The sequence below is a fragment of the Pseudomonas sp. FJ2-5-13 genome (assembly GCF_029201605.1).
GTDB classification, from domain to species: Bacteria; Pseudomonadota; Gammaproteobacteria; order Pseudomonadales; family Pseudomonadaceae; genus Aquipseudomonas; species Aquipseudomonas lactis.
Genome location: NZ_CP104045.1, coordinates 3,457,001 through 3,476,730, shown reverse-complemented (window position 1 = coordinate 3,476,730; position 19,730 = coordinate 3,457,001). Strand labels below are relative to the sequence as shown.

Sequence of the window (19,730 nt, the reverse complement as noted above, 5' to 3'; positions counted from 1 at the left end):
AGAGTGTTGTTCACAACTGTTCATTGTCAACCCCGGCAGTGTTCAGTTGTTCAGCCGGATTGTTCACTCCTGAACATCATGATTCACCCATTTCCTTGCACATCAAGCGCTTGCGGTTTTGGCACGAAACTCGCTCTGACAACGGACCCGATTCATTCCAATAATAAAAAAGGTCGTGTCATGTCATTGACCCTGGAACATGTCTCCCGCGTTGTCGACGGCCAAACCTGGATCGACGACGCCAACCTGCGGTTCGAAGCCGGTTCTTTCAACGTCTTGCTCGGTCGCACCCTGTCGGGCAAGACCAGCCTGATGCGCCTGATGGCCGGCCTGGACAAACCCGACAGCGGTCGCATCCTGATGAACGGCGTGGACGTCACGCAAAAGCCGGTGCGCCTGCGCAATGTGTCGATGGTCTACCAGCAGTTCATCAACTACCCGACCATGACCGTGTTCGAGAACATCGCCTCGCCGTTGCGCCAGGCCGGTGTGTCCAATGAGGTGATCCAGAGCAAGGTGCTGGAAACCGCCAAGATGCTGCGCATCGAGAAATTCCTGCAGCGCCACCCCCTGGAGCTGTCCGGTGGCCAGCAGCAACGCACCGCCATGGCCCGCGCCCTGGTGAAAGACGCCGAACTGATTCTGTTCGATGAGCCGCTGGTCAACCTGGACTACAAACTGCGCGAAGAGCTGCGTCAGGAAATGCGCGAACTGTTCAAGGCGCGCCACACCATCGCGATATATGCCACCACCGAGCCCAACGAAGCCCTGGCCTTGGGTGGCACCACCACTATTCTTCACGAGGGGCGAGTGATTCAGAGCGGCAAGGCCGCCGAGGTCTACCATCAGCCGCAAACCGTGCTCGCCGCTGAGCTGTTCTCCGAGCCGCCGATTAACCTGATGCCAGGGCGCATCAGCGGCAACGAAGTGAGCTTTGCCAATTTCGTGCATTTCCCACTCAACGTTGACCTGCGGCCCATTGGCGAAGGCGATTTCCGCTTTGGCGTGCGCCCCAGCCATATCAGCCTGGTGCCCAGCAACGATGATGACCTGGAGCTGGCGGTGACCGTGGAAGTCGCCGAGATCAGCGGCTCGGAAACCTTCCTGCATGTGCGCAGTGAGCACTTCCTGCTGGTGCTGCACCTGCCTGGGGTGCATGAATACGATGTCGACGCGCCGATCCGCGTGTATATCCCCACCCATAAACTGTTTGTGTTCGATGGTCAGGGCCGCTTGGTCCAGGCCCCCGGGCGCCGTGTCGCGAGGGTTGCCTGATGGCCGAGATCCATTTGCGCAACCTGGCCCATAGCTACAGCCCTACGCCTACAGGGCCAGAAGACTACGCCATTCGGGAAATGAACCATGTGTGGGAGCAGGGCGGTGCCTACGCCTTGCTCGGGCCGTCGGGCTGCGGCAAGTCCACGCTGCTCAATATCATTTCCGGCCTGCTCAGCCCGTCCGAAGGCCAGGTGCTGTTTGATACTCAGGTGGTCAACGAGCTCACCCCGGAAAAACGCAATATCGCCCAGGTGTTCCAGTTTCCGGTGGTGTACGACACCATGACGGTATTCGACAACCTGGCGTTCCCGCTGCGTAACCAGGGCATGGCCGAAGCGAAAATCCATAGCAAGGTGCAGGAGATCGCCGAAGTCCTCGACCTGCAAAACCTGCTCAGCAAAAAAGCCCGCAACCTCACCGCCGACGAAAAACAGAAAGTCTCCATGGGCCGTGGCCTGGTGCGCGATGACGTGTCGGCCATTCTTTTTGATGAGCCGCTGACGGTGATCGACCCGCACCTGAAGTGGAAGCTGCGGCGCAAGCTCAAGCAGATTCACGAGCAGTTCAATATCACCATGGTCTACGTCACCCACGATCAACTGGAAGCCTCCACCTTCGCCGACAAGATCGCGGTGATGTATGGCGGGCAGATCGTGCAGTTCGGTACGCCGCGTGAATTGTTCGAGCGGCCCAGCCACACCTTTGTCGGTTACTTCATCGGTAGCCCTGGGATGAATCTGATCGAGGTGCAGGCCAAGGCTGGCGGTGTAGGGTTCGCCAATACCCTGTTGCCGCTGTCCGAAGCGTTGCAGCAACGTCTCAACACCACCGACTACAAAAAGCTCCAGGTCGGCATTCGTCCGGAATTTATCCACGTATGGGACGAGTACAACCCTGACGCCCTGCAAGCCGACGTCGTCCATGTGGAAGACCTCGGCACCTACAAGATCATGACCCTCAACCTCGACGGTGCCACGCTAAAAGTGCGCTTGGCCGAGGACAAGCCGGTGCCGGAAGGGAAGGCCTCCATCAGCTTCCCCGCGCAATGGCTGATGCTCTACGCCGACGATTACCTGCTGGAGGTGGCGCCATGAACAAGGTGCAGAACAACAAGGCCTGGTGGCTGGTGTTGCCGGTGTTCTTGCTGGTGGCGTTCAGTGCGGTGATCCCGATGATGACGGTGGTCAACTATTCGGTGCAGGACATTTTCGACCAGTCCAGCCGCTATTTTGTCGGGGCCGACTGGTACAAGCAGGTGCTGCTCGACCCACGCCTGCACGATTCGCTGCTGCGCCAGTTCATCTACTCGGCCTGCGTGCTGCTGATCGAGATCCCGCTGGGCATCGCCATCGCCCTGACCATGCCCACCAAGGGCCGTTGGTCCTCGCTGGTGCTGATCATTCTCGCCATTCCGTTGCTGATTCCGTGGAACGTGGTCGGCACCATCTGGCAGATTTTTGGCCGTGCCGACATCGGCCTGCTGGGCTCGACCCTCAACGCCATGGGCATCAGCTACAACTACGCGGCCAATACCATGGACGCTTGGGTCACCGTGTTGGTGATGGATGTGTGGCACTGGACCTCATTGGTGGCGCTGCTGTGCTACTCAGGTTTAAGGGCCATTCCGGACGTGTACTACCAGGCCGCACGGATTGATCGTGCATCGGCCTGGGCTGTGTTCCGACATATCCAGTTGCCGAAGATGAAAAGCGTGCTGCTGATTGCGGTGATGCTGCGCTTCATGGACAGCTTCATGATTTACACCGAACCCTTCGTGCTCACCGGCGGCGGGCCGGGTAATGCCACCACTTTCCTGAGCCAGACGCTTACTCAAATGGCCGTCGGCCAATTCGACCTGGGCCCGGCGGCGGCGTTTTCCCTGGTGTACTTCCTGATCATCCTGTTGGTGTCCTGGCTGTTCTACACCGCCATGACCCATTCCGACGCCAACCGCTGAGGCCGCCAACATGAGCAAACGCAAGCTGATTCCATTACTGCTTTACATCCTGTTCCTGCTGGTGCCGATCTACTGGCTGCTGAACATGTCCTTCAAGAGCAACACCGAAATCCTCGGCGGCCTGACTCTGTTTCCGCAGGATTTCACCCTGGCCAACTACAAGGTGATCTTCACCGACCCGAGCTGGTACACCGGCTACCTCAACTCGCTGTACTACGTGAGCCTGAACACGGTGATCTCCCTGAGCGTGGCGCTGCCAGCGGCCTATGCGTTCTCGCGCTACCGCTTCCTGGGTGACAAGCACCTGTTCTTCTGGCTGCTCACCAACCGTATGGCGCCCCCGGCAGTGTTCCTGCTGCCGTTCTTCCAGCTGTATTCATCCATTGGCCTGTTCGACACGCACATCGCCGTGGCCTTGGCCCATTGCCTGTTCAACGTGCCGTTGGCGGTATGGATCCTGGAAGGCTTCATGTCCGGTGTGCCCAAGGAAATCGACGAAACTGCCTACATCGACGGCTATAGTTTTCCTAAGTTTTTCGTGAAGATTTTTATCCCGCTGATTGGCTCCGGTATCGGCGTCACGGCGTTTTTCTGTTTCATGTTTTCCTGGGTCGAGCTGCTGCTGGCGCGCACGCTGACCTCGGTCAACGCCAAGCCCATCGCAGCGGTGATGACCCGTACGGTGTCGGCTTCCGGCATTGATTGGGGCGTGCTGGCAGCGGCGGGGGTGTTGACCATCCTGCCGGGCATGCTGGTGATCTGGTTTGTTCGCAACCACGTGGCCAAGGGCTTTGCCCTGGGCCGGGTCTAGAGGAGTCGATGATGGAATGGATGGCCTGGACCACCCCCACAGCGCTGTTCTTTGGCGGTATTGCCCTGATTCTGGCGGGCATGACCACTTGGGAATTGCGTTCCCCGAGCATCCCGCGGCGCGGTTTGCTGCCGATCAGCACCACCCGTGGCGATCGCTTGTTTATCGGTCTGCTCGGCAGCGCCTACCTGCATTTGCTGGTCATTGGCGTTACCGACTGGAGCATCTGGGTGGCGTCCGCGCTCTCCCTGGTATGGCTGTTGAGTGTGATGCGTTGGGGCTAGCTGTGCGCAACCCTGTAGGAGCGAGCTTGCTCGCGAAAATCGTCAACGATAACGCAGTGCTCCTGGTAGCCCGCGGTGTCTTTGAGTTTTTCGCGAGCAAGAACTAGGCGTCCCCCTCGCTCCTACAAGCCCCGTTTGAAACTAACCTGGAGGTCTCTATGTTGAATAAAAACAATAAGCTGCGACATAGCATTTCATTGGCCGCCGTACTGGCCCTCAGTGGTTTGAGCGCTTCGGCCTGGGCCGATGCGTATGAAGATGCCGCAAAAAAATGGATCGGCAGCGAGTTCAAACCCTCGACCCTTACCGAAGCCCAACAGCTGGAGGAGTTGAAGTGGTTTATCAAGGCGTCGGAGCCGTTCCGTGGGATGAAGATCAACGTGGTGTCGGAAACCCTCACCACCCACGAGTACGAGTCCAAGGTGCTGGCCAAGGCCTTCAGTGAAATCACCGGCATCAAGCTGACCCATGACCTGCTGCAGGAAGGCGACGTGGTGGAGAAGCTGCAAACCCAGATGCAATCCGACAAGAACATCTATGACGGCTGGGTCAACGATTCCGACTTGATCGGTACGCACTTTCGCTATGGCAAGACCGAATCCATCACCGACCTGATGGCCAACGAAGGCAAGGATTTCACCTCGCCCACCCTGGACCTCAAAGACTTTATCGGCCTGTCGTTCACCACCGCGCCGGACGGCAAGATCTACCAGTTGCCCGACCAGCAGTTCGCCAACCTCTATTGGTTCCGCGCCGACTGGTTCGAGCGGCCGGAGCTGAAGGCCAAGTTCAAGGAGAAATACGGCTACGATCTGGGCGTGCCGGTGAATTGGTCGGCGTATGAAGACATCGCCAAGTTCTTCAGCGAAGACGTCAAGGAAATCGACGGCAAGCGCATTTATGGGCACATGGACTACGGCAAGAAAGATCCGTCCCTGGGCTGGCGTTTCACCGATGCCTGGTTCTCCATGGCCGGCGGCGGCGACAAGGGCTTGCCCAACGGCCTGCCGGTGGACGAGTGGGGCATTCGTGTGGAGGACTGCCACCCGGTGGGCTCCAGCGTCACCCGTGGCGGCGACACCAACGGCCCGGCAGCCGTATTCGCCACGCAGAAATACGTGGACTGGATGAAAGCCTACGCGCCACCGGAAGCGGCGGGCATGACCTTCTCTGAATCCGGCCCGGTGCCGTCCCAGGGCAACATTGCTCAGCAGATCTTCTGGTACACCGCGTTTACCGCCGACATGGTCAAGCCGGGCCTGCCGGTGGTGAATGCCGACGGTACGCCGAAGTGGCGCATGGCGCCGTCCCCAGTCGGGCCGTATTGGGAAAAAGGCATGAAGAAGGGCTATCAGGACGTAGGCTCCTGGACCTTCCTCAAGTCCACCCCCGAAAAGCAGAAACTCGCGGCCTGGCTCTACGCGCAGTTCGTGACCTCCAAAACCGTGTCGTTGAAGAAAACCATCGTTGGCCTGACGCCGATTCGTGAGTCCGATATCAACTCCCAGGCCATGACCGACATGGCGCCCAAACTCGGTGGCCTCGTGGAGTTCTACCGTAGCCCGGCGCGCACCGAGTGGTCGCCGACGGGCACCAACGTGCCGGACTACCCGCGCCTGGCGCAACTGTGGTGGAGCAACATCGCCGCAGCGGCCAGCGGCGAGAAAACCCCGCAACAGGCGCTGGACAACCTGGCCAAGGAGCAGGACGCGATCATGACGCGCCTGGAACGCTCCAAGGTGCAACCGGTGTGCGGCCCGAAAATGAACCCCGAGCGTGACGCGCAATACTGGTTCGACCAGCCGGGCGCGCCGAAGCCGAAACTGGCCAACGAGAAGCCCAAGGGCGAAACCGTGAACTACAACGACCTGCTCAAGCAGTGGGAGGCTGCACGTAAGTAATTTCGCTGAATGAGCTGAACACAACGGCACGCTTGCGTGCCGTTGTTTTTTTGTTTGTGGGTGGGCCTCCTGCATTTCATCTGGTGGTCCGAGACAGCCTGCTAGCTTGGGACTAAACTGCTGAGCATTCATACAGGAGGTCATCTCATGGGTGTTCCACTTTCCCCAATTGTTTCCGAATTTGAAACTGAAGAGCAGGCAAGTAGCCATGATCTTTGGTTTCGCGCCAAAGTAGAAAAAAGCCTGGCCAACCCCGGACCTGGTGTGCCCCATGACGAAGTCATGGCGAGGGTTGAGGCGATTATTCTTGAAGCAGAACGCAAGCAGAGGGTCAAAGCCTGATGTTGAGTGTCGTTTGGCTTGATGAGGCTATCAGCGACCTGATTGACATCGTTACTTTCATTGCAGCAGAGAATCCTGGGGCTGCGCGTCGTATTAAGACACGTCTTGAAGGTGCGCCTCTGCCATTGACCGAGCATCCTTACCTGTATCCGAACGGCCGCGTGCCCGGCACTCGGGAAGTCGTCGTTCACCCCAATTATGTCCTGGTGTATCGAGTAACAGCAGAGCGCATCGAGATAGTCAACGTGTTGCACGCTCGGCAGGAGTATCCCTGATTTCCCCTCATATCGCGTTGGGCACGACTATTGACCCAATGCCCCCATCGCAATAACACCGCGACCGCTTGTCTCCAGGTTAACAATCCCATCTGAATTTTCCGCACCTCTCAAGGTTCTGCATCTTAGAAGCGCATGTTTTTCAAGCGCTCTTGCGGGGCCACCTTGTGGGAGGCCCGTTGTAACGGACTTTGCGGAAACTGCCATCATGACACTCCTTACAGCGCTGTCAGGCCAGCCGGCCTCTCTCACCGACTCGGCCCAGGGCCGCCATCAACGGGTGTACCAACAACTGCACGGCGAAACCCAAGATGCCGCCGAATTGGCGCGTGAATACCTGCAGGATCAATTGGCCCTGGTAGAAGCCACCGATTGCGACTTGCCAGAGGCCCCCGAACAGCTGCTGGCCTGGGTAGAGCAGCGCTGCGCCGAGGTGGCCCAGGCCTATGCCGACTATCTGGAACAGCGCCGAAACGGTGGGCCACGGCGGTATTTCCAGAACAAGGCCCATGCGTTGTACTTTCTGCAGTGCGTGGCGCCGACCAAACAGGTCGACGGCGCCTGGCTCTACGGCTTGCTGCGCTATTGGCAAGACCAGCGCTTCGACGGCCTGCTCACCACTTACCTGGAAGAATTGGGCGACGGTGAAGCCGCGCAGAACCATGTGGTGATCTACCGCAAGTTGCTCAGCGAACACGATGCCGACAGCGAAGCCGGCCTTGAGGATGACCATTACCTGCAAGGCGCGCTGCAACTGGCGCTGGGTGTGTGTGCCGACGAGTTCCTGCCGGAGGTCATTGGCTTCAACCTGGGTTACGAGCAACTGCCGCTGCACCTGTTGATCACCGCCTATGAACTCAGTGAGTTGGGCATCGACCCTTATTATTTCACGCTGCATGTCACCATCGACAACGCCAGCAGTGGCCACGCCTGCAAGGCGGCGCAATCGGTGCTGAACCTGTTGCCGCTGGGTGAGGGCAAGGCAGGCTTCTATCGCCGGGTGGCCGCAGGCTACCGCCTGAATGATCTGGGCCTGGGTACCACGTCTATCATCAAACACTTCAACTTGCAGGACGAGGTGGTGGCGATGCTCGAGCGCAAGCGCGCCTTCGGCCAGCACATGCATTCGGACTATTGCCGCTTCGAAGGCCAGACCGTCAACCAATGGCTGGCCCAGCCTGGACAGATCGGCGCGTTCCTCAAGGCCCTGGAAGACAAGGGCTGGATCCAGCACAACCAAGACCCCGCCAACAGCCGCTTCTGGCAACTCATCGAGGGTGCTGGCGCCGCGATGTTCGGGGTGTTCAGCGGTTATGAAAAACAACTGATCCATGACTGGATTGCGGGTGAATGGGTTGCCAGCGAACGCGTGGCGCCCGTGCGGCCGGGACGCGGCAGCCGGTTTTCCCGCGAGCAGCATCGACCAGCGGACCCGGATACCCAGGCCCTGGCGGAGTCGTTGTGCAACCTGCCCGATGTGCAACAGCTCAATGCGCTGATCCCATGGCTGTCGGCACGCCGTCATTGCACGCCTGCCGGGCTGTATGCCACTCGCCGCTTTATCCAACTGCGTGCGCGCCTGCGCTAAGGAATGTGCCTATGTCTGCGCAACAACTGGCTGATCGTGCCTTGTTGAACCTGGGCCGTGGGTTGAAGGAGGGCGGTTATCGCTTTATCACGCCGACGCCCTTGACCCATGAGCGTGTCTATCGGCGGCTGGCGACGCCCCTGGCAATGACGCTGCGCGATGTGTTCGGGTGGTCGATGCCGTTTGATCAAGGCCTGTTGCCCGAGGCGTTGCGTGAGGAGTTGCAGCAAGCGGATGTGATCGAAAAACATGGCGCCCTATGGCGCAGCACGGTGCGTTGGTCGAGCCTCGATGAGCTGTTGTTCGCTCATTCGCCTTATCCCACCGACCAGGCGGACGCGGTGTTTTTCGGCCCCGACAGCTACCGCTTTGCCCAGGTAATCGAAGCCTACCTGCAACAGCGTTTCGAGCCCCTCAAGCGCGCCGTGGACATCGGCTGTGGCGCCGGTGTCGGCGCGCTGGTGATTGCTAAAGCCCGACATGACGCCCAGGTGCTGGCGGTGGATATCAACCCCCGTGCCCTGCGCATGACGGCAGTGAATGCCGAACTGGCCGGGCTGAATAACCTCAGCGTTTACCACAGTGACGTGCTGGCCAGTGTGGAGGGCGAGTTCGACCTGATCGTCGCCAACCCGCCGTACATGAAAGATGACCGCCAGCGCGCCTATCGCCATGGTGGTGGCGCCCTGGGGGAGCAGTTGTCGCTGCGCATCGTCAGTGAGTCCATCGGGCGCCTGGCCCTGGGCGGGAGCCTGCTGTTGTACACCGGGGTGGCGATGGTGGCCGGCAGCGATCCCTTCCTGGAGGCGGTCAAGCCGCTGCTGGGCAGCGATGCCTACGGCTGGACCTACCGCGAACTGGACCCGGACGTTTTTGGTGAAGAACTGGAAAAGCCAGGCTATGAGCAGGTGGAGCGCATTGCCGTGGTCGCGCTGACTGTCACCCGATTGCGCTGAATGCCGATGCTCACCTTTGGTATTGAAGAGGAATACTTCATCACCGACCTGCACAGCCGTCAGATGGTCGGCGAGCCGTCTGCGGCGGTGCTGGCGGCCTGCCGCGAAGCGATTGGCGCGGGCTTCTCCTTTGAGATGTTCCAGGGCCAGATCGAGGCGGCCTCTCCGGTGTTCACCTCCAGCGCCGAAGCGAAGAACTACTTCCGAGCAGTACGCGGCAACCTGGCGCAATCCCTGGCTGAGTTCGGCCTCGGTGTGGTGTGCGCCGGCAGCCACCCCCTGGCCGATTGGCGTGGGCAACGGCCGACCGATCAGGCGCATTTCCGGCAACTGTTCGACGATATTCAATACGTAGCGCGGCGCAGTGTGTTGTGCGGGCTGCATGTGCATGTGCAGGTGCCGCAGGCGTTGGACCGCATCGCGGTGATGAACCAGGTGTCGCCGTGGTTGCCGTTGTTGCTGCTGCTCAGTTGCTCGTCCCCTTTCTGGGACGGCGCGCCCAGCGGCTTTATGAGCTACCGTCAGGCCGCTTGCGACGAGTGGCCCCGCATGGGCGTGCCGGAACATTTCAGCGATTGGGCCGAGTACCAGCGCTACCTGGCCCTGTTGCAACGCCTCGGCGCGATCAAGGCCGATGGCAATGGCTGGTGGGGCATTCGCCCGGCGGCGCGTTACCCCACCCTGGAACTGCGCATGACCGACGCCTGCCCACGGCTGGCGGACTCCTTGGCCCTCGCCACGTTGTTTCGAGTGATGGTCACCCATGCCTGCGCGATGCAGCGTCCTGGCGCTGGTTTCAGTGCCGAGGCGCGCTGGCTGCTCAAGGAGAATCGCTGGCAGGCCAAGCGGTATGGAGCCGCTGGTACCTTTGCGCTGGACGACACCGGCACCCTGGGCAGCGCTGAGCAATGGCTGCAATGTGCCCGACAGACGTTTGCCGCCACCGCAGAGGCCATGGGCGAGCCGCTGTTGTTCGATACCTTGAATGCCTTGCTGCTACGCGGCAACAGCGCGACCGAGCAGTTGCGTTGGCACGCCCAGGCCCAGGCCAGCGGCGCCGATGCGCTTGCCAGCGTGCGCCACGTAGTCGACCTGCTGTTGGCCCAGACGCGCGGCGACCATTGATCGGGTGTCGCTCTACGTCGAAGGAACACTGATGGGGCTGCTGCGCCCTTAATGAGTAACCCCTCAACGGCAGGAGCGCAGAGCATGCGAGCGATGACTTACCAGGGCGCACACAAGGTGCAGGTGGATACCGTGCCCGATCCGATCATAGAACAACCCGACGACATCATTCTGCGGGTCACCGCCACCGCAATCTGCGGTTCGGACCTGCACCTGTATCGCGGCAAGATCCCGACCGTGGAGCACGGCGATATCTTCGGCCATGAGTTCATGGGCATCGTCGAAGAAACCGGCCCGGCCGTCACCGCGGTGCAAGCTGGCGACCGTGTGGTGATTCCGTTTGTGATTGCCTGTGGCGATTGTTTTTTCTGCCAGCTCCAGCAATTCGCCGCCTGCGAAACCACCAACGATGGGCGCGGTGCGATCCTGAATAAAAAAGCCATCCCACCGGGGGCCGCGCTGTTTGGCTACAGCCGCCTGTATGGCGGCATTCCCGGCGGCCAGGCGGAGTGGGTGAGGGTGCCCAAGGCCAACACCGGGCCGTTCAAGGTGCCCGGCACCCTGGCGGATGAGAAGGTGCTGTTCCTCTCCGATATTCTGCCCACCGCTTGGCAGGCAGTGACCAATGCCGGCATTGGCAAAGGCTCTAGTGTGGCGATTTATGGTGCCGGGCCCGTGGGCCTGCTCAGTGCGGCGTGCGCGCAGATGCTGGGCGCCGAGCAGATCTTCATGGTCGACGATCATCCGTATCGTTTGGCCTATGCGCAGAAAATGTACGGCGTGATCCCGATCAACTTCGAAGAAGACGAGGACCCGGCTGACACCATCATCCGCCAGACCGCCGGCATGCGCGGCGTCGATGGCGTGGTGGACGCGGTGGGTTTCGAGGCCAAGGGCAGTACCACGGAAACCCTGCTCACGGCCCTGAAGATCGAGGGCAGCAGCGGCAAGGCCCTGCGCCAGTGCATCGCTGCCGTACGCCGCGGTGGAGTGGTCAGCGTCGCCGGGGTGTATGCCGGGTTTATCCATGGCTTTATGTTTGGCGATGCCTTTGACAAGGGCCTGACCTTCAAGATGGGCCAGACCCATGTGCAGCGGTTCTTACCGGAGCTGTTGGAGCATATCGAGCTGGGGCATCTGCACCCGGAGGCGATCATCACTCACAGGCTGCCCCTGGAGCAGGCGGCGCGGGGGTATGAGCTGTTTGATAAAGCCGAGGAGGAATGCCGCAAGGTGATCCTGCTGCCGGGTGGGAACGACCGGCCGCTGACCGAACCGCTGGACGAACTGACGCCTGAGTTGCGCGTACAAGGGGTTCCCGGGTTCTAGGCCAATACCCGGGAAAATATGGGAGCTTGCCTGCGATAGCGGTGGTTCAGTTGAATATTCAGTGACTGACACGCCGCCTTCGCGGGCAAGCCCGCTCCCACAGGGGATCTGCGCCGGGCGCTGATTTTGTGGGCAATGCATGACCAGTGTGGGAGCTGGCTTGCCTGCGATAGCGGCCTGACAGCCGACACCTATCTACCTGACACCCCACAATCCAACTGTGGGAGCGGGCTTGCTCGCGAAGGCGGCCCAGGCCAAAGTAAGCAAAGCGCTCTTGCCCCACCACTCGGCACCTCGCCTGGGCTCGGTGTGCCCGTAATCCGCCCGCGTGGTTTGACGGGGCGCCTAAGATCACAAGCAGATCAAGATCAAGAGCGGCTCGCTTCGCATCGTGGTTACCGACTGCGCCTACAGCCCACAGAGTTGTATGCTGCGATGGCGGTGTGGCAGTCACTGCATCTGTTACTGCGCTACCGCTTTCGCAGGCAAGCCCCCACTTGGTTCTTCTATGCTTCGAAAGTAGTGTTTCTCACATTAGCCGGTGTCAGGCTGCGGCCTGCGGCTGGATGCGCAGTTCGCCGTCCACATCCTTGACCAGCCCACTGGCGACAAACAGCGGCGCCAGGCGTTTGTGCAGCTGCGGCTCGACAAACTCCTTCACCGTATCCAGCGCCAACACACCACTGAGCGGCAGCTCGGCCTTGGTGTACGACAACCAGGCCTTTTTCAACGCCATCAACACATCACTACCCGCCGTCGAAGCGAAGCGGCGGTGCACGGGCTTACCCTCGAAGGTGAAGGTGTGTTGGAACTCGTAGCCGCTTTCATCGCCGCCGTTGGCCGTGCAGCGCACGCAGGTGCAAGGGCCGTCGCCGAAGGCGCTGCGCAGGTAGGCGTTGAAGTCCACCACGGGCTTGAGTGACAGGCGCTTATCAACCTCGAACAGGTCCCCGGTCATTTTTTCGTCAGTGTTCAACGTCCATTTCCTCGCAGTCGGTTGCTGTGTTTCAAAGCGCGGCACAATACCAGCCGAGCGTGGGTTTGGGGATTATTTGCATCGTGGGAAAGGGTCAGCGGAAGAATTCACCGGGGGTGGAATCAAACTGCTGACGAAACGCGTTGATAAAGGCTGAGGTCGATTCATAGCCACAGCCCAATGCCACATCCGTCACCCGCTCGCCTTGTTCCAGGGCAGGCAGGGCGCTTAACAGGCGCAGGCGCTGGCGCCACGCGCGAAATGTCAGCCCGGTGTCACTCAGGAACACCCGACTGAGGGTTTTTTCGCTGACTCCCAGCTTGCGGCTCCACTCGCCCAACGTCGTCTGTTGCTCGGGGTGCAGGTTGAGGCTGCGGTAGATCTGCCGCAGCCGCGGGTCGTGAGGCAGCGGCAACATCAAATCCACCTGGGGCGCGGCGGCGAGCTGGTCGAGCAGCACTTGGGCCAGGCGTCCGTCCGGCCCGTCCTCGGTATATTCGACCGGCAATTGGCTGAAGTTGCGGATCAACTCGCGTAACAAACTGCTCACCTCCAGCACCTGGCAACGCTCGGCGGCCCAGGCGGTGACGCTGCAATCAAGATACAAACTGCGCATTTCCGTAAGGGGCGAACTGAACACCCGATGGGGCATGCCGGCCGGGATCCACACCGCGCGCTGGGGTGGCGCGACGAAACGGCCGACGCTGGTCTGGATCTCCAATACCCCGGAAATCGCGTAGGACAACTGCACCCACGGGTGGCTGTGGCGTCGCGTCAGCGCCCGATTGGGCAAGGATTCAGTGCGCCCGTACACCGGCCTAGGCAGGCTGGAAAGCCCAGGAACACTACGGCGCACGGCTTTTTCATGTCCTTTAGGCGGCATTTACTGGCTCATTGGCGTTAGTCGGTAACAGGTGGTTACGTTAGAGTCGTCGCGACGCTCTTGGCAACCCCTGGAAGAATTGCTTATGACCCGGCCCCGGTTTCTCCCCGACAACTTCACCCTCACCCTGATCGCCACCGTGATCCTCGCCTCACTGCTGCCCGCCAGCGGCCAGACCGCCGTGGCGTTCGGCTGGGTCACCAACCTGGCCATCGCGCTGCTGTTTTTCCTGCACGGCGCCAAGCTGTCGCGCAAGGCCATCGTCGCCGGTGCCGGCCACTGGCGTTTGCATTTGCTGGTGTTCAGCCTGACCTTCGTACTGTTTCCGTTGCTGGGCCTGGCGCTCAAGCCAGTGCTGTCGCCGCTGATCGGCACCGAGCTGTACATGGGCATGCTCTACCTCTGCGCCTTGCCGGCCACCGTGCAATCGGCGATTGCCTTTACCTCCCTGGCCCGCGGCAACATCCCGGCGGCCATCTGCAGCGCGGCGGCGTCCAGCCTGTTCGGCATCTTCCTGACGCCGCTGCTGGTAGCGCTGCTGCTCAACGTGCATGGGGATGGCGGCTCCACAGTCGATGCGATTGTCAAAATCAGCGTGCAGTTGTTGCTGCCGTTCATTGCCGGGCAAGTCGCCAGCCGCTGGATTGGGGGCTGGGTCGGGCGTAACAAAGCCTGGCTGAAATTCGTCGACCAGGGCTCGATTCTGTTGGTGGTCTACGGGGCTTTCAGCGAGGCGGTCAACGAAGGCATCTGGCACCAGATCCCGCTGTGGGAATTGGGCGGCTTGGTGGTGGCCTGCTGCGTGTTGCTGGCCCTGGTGCTGGTGGCGTCTACGCTGCTGGGCAAGGCGTTTGGCTTTAATCAGGAGGACCGCATCACCATCTTGTTCTGTGGTTCGAAGAAAAGCCTGGCGACCGGTGTGCCGATGGCGCAGGTGCTGTTTGCCGGGGCGAGTATGGGGGTGTTGATTTTGCCGTTGATGCTGTTTCACCAGATCCAGTTGATGGTTTGTGCGGCGTTGGCCCAACGCTATGCCCAGCGGCCGGAGAGCATTCCTGAATTGATGGGGCAGGTGGATCCGTGACGCACCTCTCATTGGCGGGTAAATAAGCTCAAGTTAACCGGCGTGCCGACGACTTACTTCTTAACTAACCCAAGAAGGAGTGTCGGCATGAACGTTCATCGTGTAGCGGTAATGACTGGCCTTCTGGGGCTGTGGGCAAGTACCTGCGGCGCCGCACAAACCGTGGGGCAGGGCACCATCAGGTTCAGCGGCGCCATTGTCGAGTCAGGGTGTGCGACAAATGCGCGCAGCGGTGCGGTGATGGAACTGCGCGGCTGTGCCCAATCCAGTCGTGGCAGCCGAATCGAGGTGCGCAGTGTCGCGCCGGTGGTCAGTGTCGACGCACCCCATGTGCGGCTGGTGGCGGACAGCGGCGAGGGGCGCTATTACGATCAGCGTTACGTGTTGGTAGACCGCGCCGGTAAGCTCATCCAGTCAGGCAACTACATCATTACCATGACTTCGCCTTAGGTCGTCGGGCGACGATCCGCAGCAACAGCGGTGCGAGAAACCTATAGAATGCTCGGCGGCGGCGCTTGTCCTGGGTGGCCGCTTGATCATCGTCAGAGTACCGCGCCCGTCAATGAGCCTTTCAGCCGCAACCCCTCAAGCCAACTGGCAACCGGTCATCGCCCTCGCGCTGGCCGCGTTTGTGTTCAATACCACCGAATTCGTCCCGGTCGGGCTGCTCAGCGCCATTGGCGCCAGCTTTGACATGCCCGTGGCCAGCGTCGGCCTGATGCTCACCATTTATGCGTGGATCGTGTCGCTGACCTCGTTGCCGGTGATGCTGCTGACCCGCAACGTCGAACGGCGCAAATTGCTGATCGTGCTGTTCGGCCTGTTTATCGCCAGCCATATTCTTTCCAGCGTGGCCACCAGCTTCGGCTTGCTGATGGTCAGTCGGGTCGGCATCGCCCTGGCCCATGCGTTGTTCTGGTCGATCACGGCTTCACTGGCCGTACGCCTGGCGCCAGAAGGCAAGCAGGTGCAGGCCCTTGGCTTGCTGGCCACCGGCACATCCCTGGCGATGGTGTTGGGCATTCCCTTGGGCCGTCTGTTGGGCGAGGCCATGGGCTGGCGCACTACCTTTTTGGTGATCGCCGCGTTCGCCGCCGCGCTGGTGTTCTGGCTGGCGCGCACCTTGCCGTTGCTGCCCAGCCAGAACTCCGGCTCCCTGCGCAGCCTGCCGCTATTGTTCAAGCGTCCGGCGCTGGTGGCGCTGTACGTGCTGACGGCGATGACCGTCACCGCCCAATTCACCGCCTACAGCTACATCGAACCTTTCGTCGAGGGCGTCGCCGGCCTGGGCGGCAGTGCCGTGACCCTGATCCTGCTGGTGTTCGGTGGTGCTGGCATCATCGGCTCGTTGTTGTTCAGCCTGGTGCATCGCTTCAACCCCCACCTGTTCGTGATCGGCGCGGTGTCTATCCTCGCCGCGTGCCTGGCGCTGATGCTGCCGTTGAGCGGCGCCGAGTCTTACCTGGTGGGGCTAAGTATTTTCTGGGGCATGGCGATCATGGGGTTTGGCCTGGCCATGCAGTCCAAGGTGCTGGTGCTGGCACCGGATGCCACGGATGTGGCCATGGCGATGTTTTCCGGGATCTACAACATCGGCATCGGCGGTGGTGCGTTGATGGGCAGTTGGGTCGGCAGCCACTTCGGCTTCGCCTGGATCGGCGCGGCGGGCGGTTTGCTGGCGGGGTTGGCGTTGGTGGGGTATTGCCTGGCGATTCGGCGGTTTGGGCAGGGTGGTGCCCCGACGCCAAGCTGATCGGCCCGTATCCAACGGATAACTGCAGGCTATATGTGGGAGCTGGCTTGTCGGGTCGCCGCATCGCTGCGATGGCGGCCTGACAGCCGACACAGTCCTACTGAGTACATATCCATTCCTGCGGTAACGGCCACCTAGGGTTCCGCCCTGACGGCGGCTCACTTTTGAAAAGCGCAAAAGTAAGCAAAACGCTCTTGCCCCACCACTCGGCACCTCGCCTGGGCTCGGTGTGCCCGTAATCCGCCAGTGATTTGGGGGGCCGCCGCCACGCGCCATCCATGGCGCGGGGCGGCTAAACCGGCATCCCTGCCGGTTTACCCCCCAAATCCCTGTCGAATTCCGGCCAGCGTGGTTTGACGGGGCGCCTAAGATCAAAAGCAGATCAAGAGCGACTCGCTGCGCATCGTGGTTACCGTCTGCTGCTACAGCCCACAAAGTTGTGTAGATACCTATGCTGCGATGGCGGCCCGATAAACGACACATTCCCACCTGACACGCCGCGATCAAACTGTGGGAGCGGGCTTGCTCGCGAAAGCGGAGTGTCAGTCACTGCGTCTGTTACTGCACGACCGCTTTCGCAGGCAAGCCAGCTCCCACATTTGACCTTCACTGCCTTGAGCATTGCGTTCGCTTGACTGACTGTTCTACGCCACCGGAATCAACGGATCGGCCGCTGCCAGCGCCACCGCTCTATCCGCCGCCGGTGGGTAGATCCACACGCTATTGATCTGCTGTTTGAGTTCCTTGGCTTCCTGGCCCACCAGCTTAAGCTGACGGTCCCAGCCTTCGGTGTACACCGCGCCCCAGGCGCCGAGGTCGAGGCAGGTGACGTATTTGGGTTGGCTGTAGGTCATGGGGGCTACGCCGATCAGATCGGCGGCGACGTTGTTGCCGGCGTAGCGGCCCAGGGCGATGGCGTGCTGGCAGGACATGGCAGCGACGTTGCCCAGCTCGTCTGTGGCGGCGTAGGCCACGTCGCCAGCGGCGAAGATGGCAGCCTGGCCCTTGACCTTGAGGGTGGCGTCCACGTGCAGGCGGCCCTGGGGATCGCGGGTGCCCTCAACCTGTTCGGCCAGCGGGTTGGCGCGAAAGCCGATGGTCCAGATCACGGTGCTTGATTCAATCCGCTGCCCATCCGCCAGGGTCACGCCACCGGCGTCCACCGAGGCGACCGAGGTGTTCAGTACCCATTCAAGCCCCAGTGCCTGGCTGGCTTCGATGATCGAGGGGCGTATGCCATCGCCCATCGACGCGGCAATCTGCGGCCCGCGGTCTACCACGATCACACGGATGTTGGCCGTTTCACCCAGTGCCGCACGCAGGCGCGCCGGCATTTCGGTGGCGGTCTCGATACCGGTAAAGCCGCCGCCGGCCACCACCACGGTATTGCGGGCCGGACTGTCGGACAGATTTTTGAGGGCCTTGATATGGGCCTCAAGGCGCGCGGCGTCTTCGATCTGATCCACATCGAACACGTGCGCGATGCCGTCCATGTCTGGGCGGTTCAAGCGGCTGCCGGCAGCCACTACCAGGCGGTCGTAGCTGAGGGTGGCCGGTATGCCGGCCGCGTTGCGATAGGTCACTTGCTTATTAGGGGCGTCGATGCTGTCGGCGGCGCCTTGCACAAAGGTCACGCCCACAGCGTCGAACAGCGCATCAAGCGGGGCCAGCATGGTATGCACATCGGGCTCGTAGAACCGCGGGCGAATACGCAGCTCCGCTTGGGGGGCTAGCAGGCTGATGCGCACATCGTTGCGTTCGTGCTTGTCCAGCAGCCGAGCGGCGCTCAAGGCGCTCCACACGCCACCAAACCCGGCGCCGATGATCAGAATATGTTGTTTCATGGGGTTGCTCCAGAGACCAGGTAAGCCGCAAGGCATTGCCGGATCACTGTAAAAGCAGCAGGGTCTGTCCGAAAGGACAGATAACCCTGGATGACTGCCAGGTCAGTCGGCCTAGCGGGAAAAACGCTCGCGGTAGTCGCGCGGTGAGATGGCCAGGTGGCGGTGGAAGGTGCAGCGCATGCGTTCTTCGTCGCCAAACCCGCACAGCCCGGCGATCTGCTCGATGCTGCGCTGGGAGTCTTCAAGCATGCGGCGCGCCGCTTCCATGCGAAACAGCTCAATGGCCTTGGCCGGGGTGCGACCGGTTTTTTGCTTATAGACCCGGGCAAAATTGCGTGGGCTCATATGGCTCTGCGCGGCCAAGCGTTCGACGCTGAGGTCGCTGTCGCGCAGGTTGTCGCTGATCCAGGCATGCAGCGCATCAAAGCCGGCGCTGTCGGCGGTTTGCGCTTGCAGCACCTGGCTGAACTGCGCCTGGCCACCGGGGCGCTTGAGGAACACCACCAGTTCGCGTGCCACTTGCAGCGCCACTTCGCGCCCGCAGTCGGCCTCCACCAGCGCGAGCGCCAGGTCGATCCCGGCGCTGACGCCCGCCGAGGTCCACACCTGGCCTTGCTGTACGAAGATCGCGTCCACGTCCACCTCGATGCTCGGGAAGCGTTGCTTGAGCAGCTCGCACATTGCCCAATGCGTTGCCGCGCGGCGCCCCTCCAGCAAGCCCGCCAGCGCCAGCAAAAAAGTGCCGCTGCACACCGAGGCGGTACGTCGCGCCTGACCGGAGGCGTTGCGCAACCAGTCCACCAGCGCAGTATTGTCCAGCATGGCTTGCTCAATGGCCGGCGCGCCGGGTACCACCAGAGTGTCGATGGCGGCTGGGTCCAACTGCGCCAAAGCCACAGTGTGGACGCTCAAGCCTTCGGCGGTTGGCATCAGCCCGCCCGCCAGGCTGGCGTTGTGCAGCACATAACCTTGCAAGCCGCGTTCGGCCATGGCTTTGGTCGCGGCCCAGAACACCGTCTGCGCGCCGGTCAGGTCGAGCAGGCCCATGTGCGGGTAGGTCAGGAACACCAGAGTGCGGGGTTGGCCAAGCGGGGAGAGTGCGGTCATGCGCTGGTCAGTTGCTCAATTTGGCTCAAGGTGCAGAAGTTTGCGCCCATGACCACCCTCAATTGCTCGGGGTGTTCAAGTTTGCCTGTCATGGTGGCGGTCTCCGGTGAAGGGGCTGGGCCCTGTTTTACCATGTCCCGCCAGTCAGTTTAAGCAGTCGCGCAGCGTTTGGTCTTGGTTGAATACTGTTTTGGCCAGGCCCTTCTGCAAACGTCGGTCAGGATTCACCGTTCTGAT

At 61.2% G+C, this 19,730-nt stretch carries 19 protein-coding genes; 15 read left to right on the top strand and 4 right to left on the bottom strand.

Annotated elements, in window-relative coordinates:
* Positions 1–180 precede the first annotated feature (180 nt).
* From N2A98_RS15045 to N2A98_RS14990, 12 genes are all read left to right on the top strand, one after another.
* On the top strand, positions 181–1,275 hold the full coding sequence (locus N2A98_RS15045; protein ID WP_003192018.1) for an ABC transporter ATP-binding protein: 1,095 nt from the start codon (positions 181–183) through the stop codon (positions 1,273–1,275).
* On the top strand, positions 1,275–2,372 hold the full coding sequence (locus N2A98_RS15040; RefSeq protein WP_186608015.1) for an ABC transporter ATP-binding protein: 1,098 nt from the start codon (positions 1,275–1,277) through the stop codon (positions 2,370–2,372). The genes N2A98_RS15045 and N2A98_RS15040 overlap by 1 nt, the downstream gene beginning before the upstream one ends.
* Positions 2,369–3,235, top strand: coding sequence for a sugar ABC transporter permease (locus N2A98_RS15035; RefSeq protein ID WP_005789024.1), 867 nt, complete (start codon positions 2,369–2,371; stop codon positions 3,233–3,235). Before N2A98_RS15040 ends, N2A98_RS15035 begins: the two co-directional genes overlap by 4 nt.
* Before the next feature lie 10 nt (positions 3,236–3,245).
* The gene (locus N2A98_RS15030) at positions 3,246–4,046 is read left to right on the top strand and encodes a carbohydrate ABC transporter permease (RefSeq protein WP_044273973.1); all 801 of its coding nucleotides are present in this window, start codon (positions 3,246–3,248) and stop codon (positions 4,044–4,046) included.
* Between the two features lie 11 nt (positions 4,047–4,057).
* On the top strand, positions 4,058–4,330 hold the full coding sequence (locus tag N2A98_RS15025; protein WP_014718862.1) for a DUF2160 domain-containing protein: 273 nt from the start codon (positions 4,058–4,060) through the stop codon (positions 4,328–4,330).
* 158 nt (positions 4,331–4,488) lie between these two features.
* On the top strand, positions 4,489–6,231 hold the full coding sequence (locus N2A98_RS15020) for an ABC transporter substrate-binding protein (RefSeq protein WP_003192009.1): 1,743 nt from the start codon (positions 4,489–4,491) through the stop codon (positions 6,229–6,231).
* A 147-nt stretch (positions 6,232–6,378) separates the two neighbouring features.
* Positions 6,379–6,573: a hypothetical protein gene (locus N2A98_RS15015; RefSeq protein ID WP_044273976.1), complete on the top strand. Its 195-nt coding sequence runs from the start codon at positions 6,379–6,381 to the stop codon at positions 6,571–6,573.
* Positions 6,573–6,848 carry a type II toxin-antitoxin system RelE/ParE family toxin gene (locus tag N2A98_RS15010; protein ID WP_044273978.1) on the top strand — a complete coding sequence of 92 codons (276 nt, stop codon included), beginning with the start codon at positions 6,573–6,575 and terminating at the stop codon, positions 6,846–6,848. Before N2A98_RS15015 ends, N2A98_RS15010 begins: the two co-directional genes overlap by 1 nt.
* 208 nt (positions 6,849–7,056) lie before the next feature.
* The gene (locus N2A98_RS15005) at positions 7,057–8,436 is read left to right on the top strand and encodes an iron-containing redox enzyme family protein (RefSeq protein WP_275622229.1); all 1,380 of its coding nucleotides are present in this window, start codon (positions 7,057–7,059) and stop codon (positions 8,434–8,436) included.
* 11 nt (positions 8,437–8,447) lie between these two features.
* Positions 8,448–9,392, top strand: a complete 945-nt coding sequence (locus N2A98_RS15000; RefSeq protein WP_047711124.1) for a class I SAM-dependent methyltransferase — start codon at positions 8,448–8,450, stop codon at positions 9,390–9,392.
* A 6-nt stretch (positions 9,393–9,398) separates the two neighbouring features.
* Positions 9,399–10,517, top strand: a complete 1,119-nt coding sequence (locus N2A98_RS14995; RefSeq protein WP_275623613.1) for a carboxylate-amine ligase — start codon at positions 9,399–9,401, stop codon at positions 10,515–10,517.
* Between the two features lie 84 nt (positions 10,518–10,601).
* Positions 10,602–11,846 carry a zinc-dependent alcohol dehydrogenase gene (locus N2A98_RS14990; RefSeq protein WP_137204451.1) on the top strand — a complete coding sequence of 415 codons (1,245 nt, stop codon included), beginning with the start codon at positions 10,602–10,604 and terminating at the stop codon, positions 11,844–11,846.
* A gap of 544 nt (positions 11,847–12,390) precedes the next feature.
* Here the strand turns inward: N2A98_RS14990 and N2A98_RS14985 are convergent.
* Together N2A98_RS14985 and N2A98_RS14980 are read right to left on the bottom strand one after the other, a co-directional pair.
* On the bottom strand, positions 12,391–12,822 hold the full coding sequence (locus N2A98_RS14985; protein WP_034134520.1) for a hypothetical protein: 432 nt from the start codon (positions 12,820–12,822) through the stop codon (positions 12,391–12,393).
* Positions 12,823–12,916: 94 nt separating this feature from the next.
* Positions 12,917–13,705, bottom strand: a complete 789-nt coding sequence (locus N2A98_RS14980; protein WP_078803322.1) for a helix-turn-helix transcriptional regulator — start codon at positions 13,703–13,705, stop codon at positions 12,917–12,919.
* Positions 13,706–13,790: 85 nt separating this feature from the next.
* Here N2A98_RS14980 and N2A98_RS14975 point away from each other — a divergent pair, with 85 nt between their 5' ends.
* The 3 genes from N2A98_RS14975 to N2A98_RS14965 all read left to right on the top strand — a co-directional run bounded on the left by N2A98_RS14975 (position 13,791) and on the right by N2A98_RS14965 (position 16,542).
* A complete protein-coding gene (locus N2A98_RS14975) occupies positions 13,791–14,789 on the top strand; it encodes a bile acid:sodium symporter family protein (protein ID WP_078467623.1) in 999 nt (332 codons plus the stop codon).
* Between the two features lie 87 nt (positions 14,790–14,876).
* The gene (locus N2A98_RS14970) at positions 14,877–15,239 is read left to right on the top strand and encodes a type 1 fimbrial protein (RefSeq protein WP_275622228.1); all 363 of its coding nucleotides are present in this window, start codon (positions 14,877–14,879) and stop codon (positions 15,237–15,239) included.
* 112 nt (positions 15,240–15,351) lie between these two features.
* Positions 15,352–16,542: a sugar transporter gene (locus N2A98_RS14965; protein ID WP_078467624.1), complete on the top strand. Its 1,191-nt coding sequence runs from the start codon at positions 15,352–15,354 to the stop codon at positions 16,540–16,542.
* A gap of 644 nt (positions 16,543–17,186) precedes the next feature.
* Here the strand turns inward: N2A98_RS14965 and N2A98_RS14960 are convergent.
* Together N2A98_RS14960 and N2A98_RS14955 are read right to left on the bottom strand one after the other, a co-directional pair.
* Positions 17,187–18,386, bottom strand: a complete 1,200-nt coding sequence (locus tag N2A98_RS14960; RefSeq protein ID WP_275622227.1) for an NAD(P)/FAD-dependent oxidoreductase — start codon at positions 18,384–18,386, stop codon at positions 17,187–17,189.
* Positions 18,387–18,497: 111 nt separating this feature from the next.
* Entirely contained in the window at positions 18,498–19,493 is a 996-nt protein-coding gene (locus N2A98_RS14955) for a helix-turn-helix domain-containing protein (protein WP_275622226.1), read from the bottom strand.
* Positions 19,494–19,730: the final 237 nt, after the last annotated feature.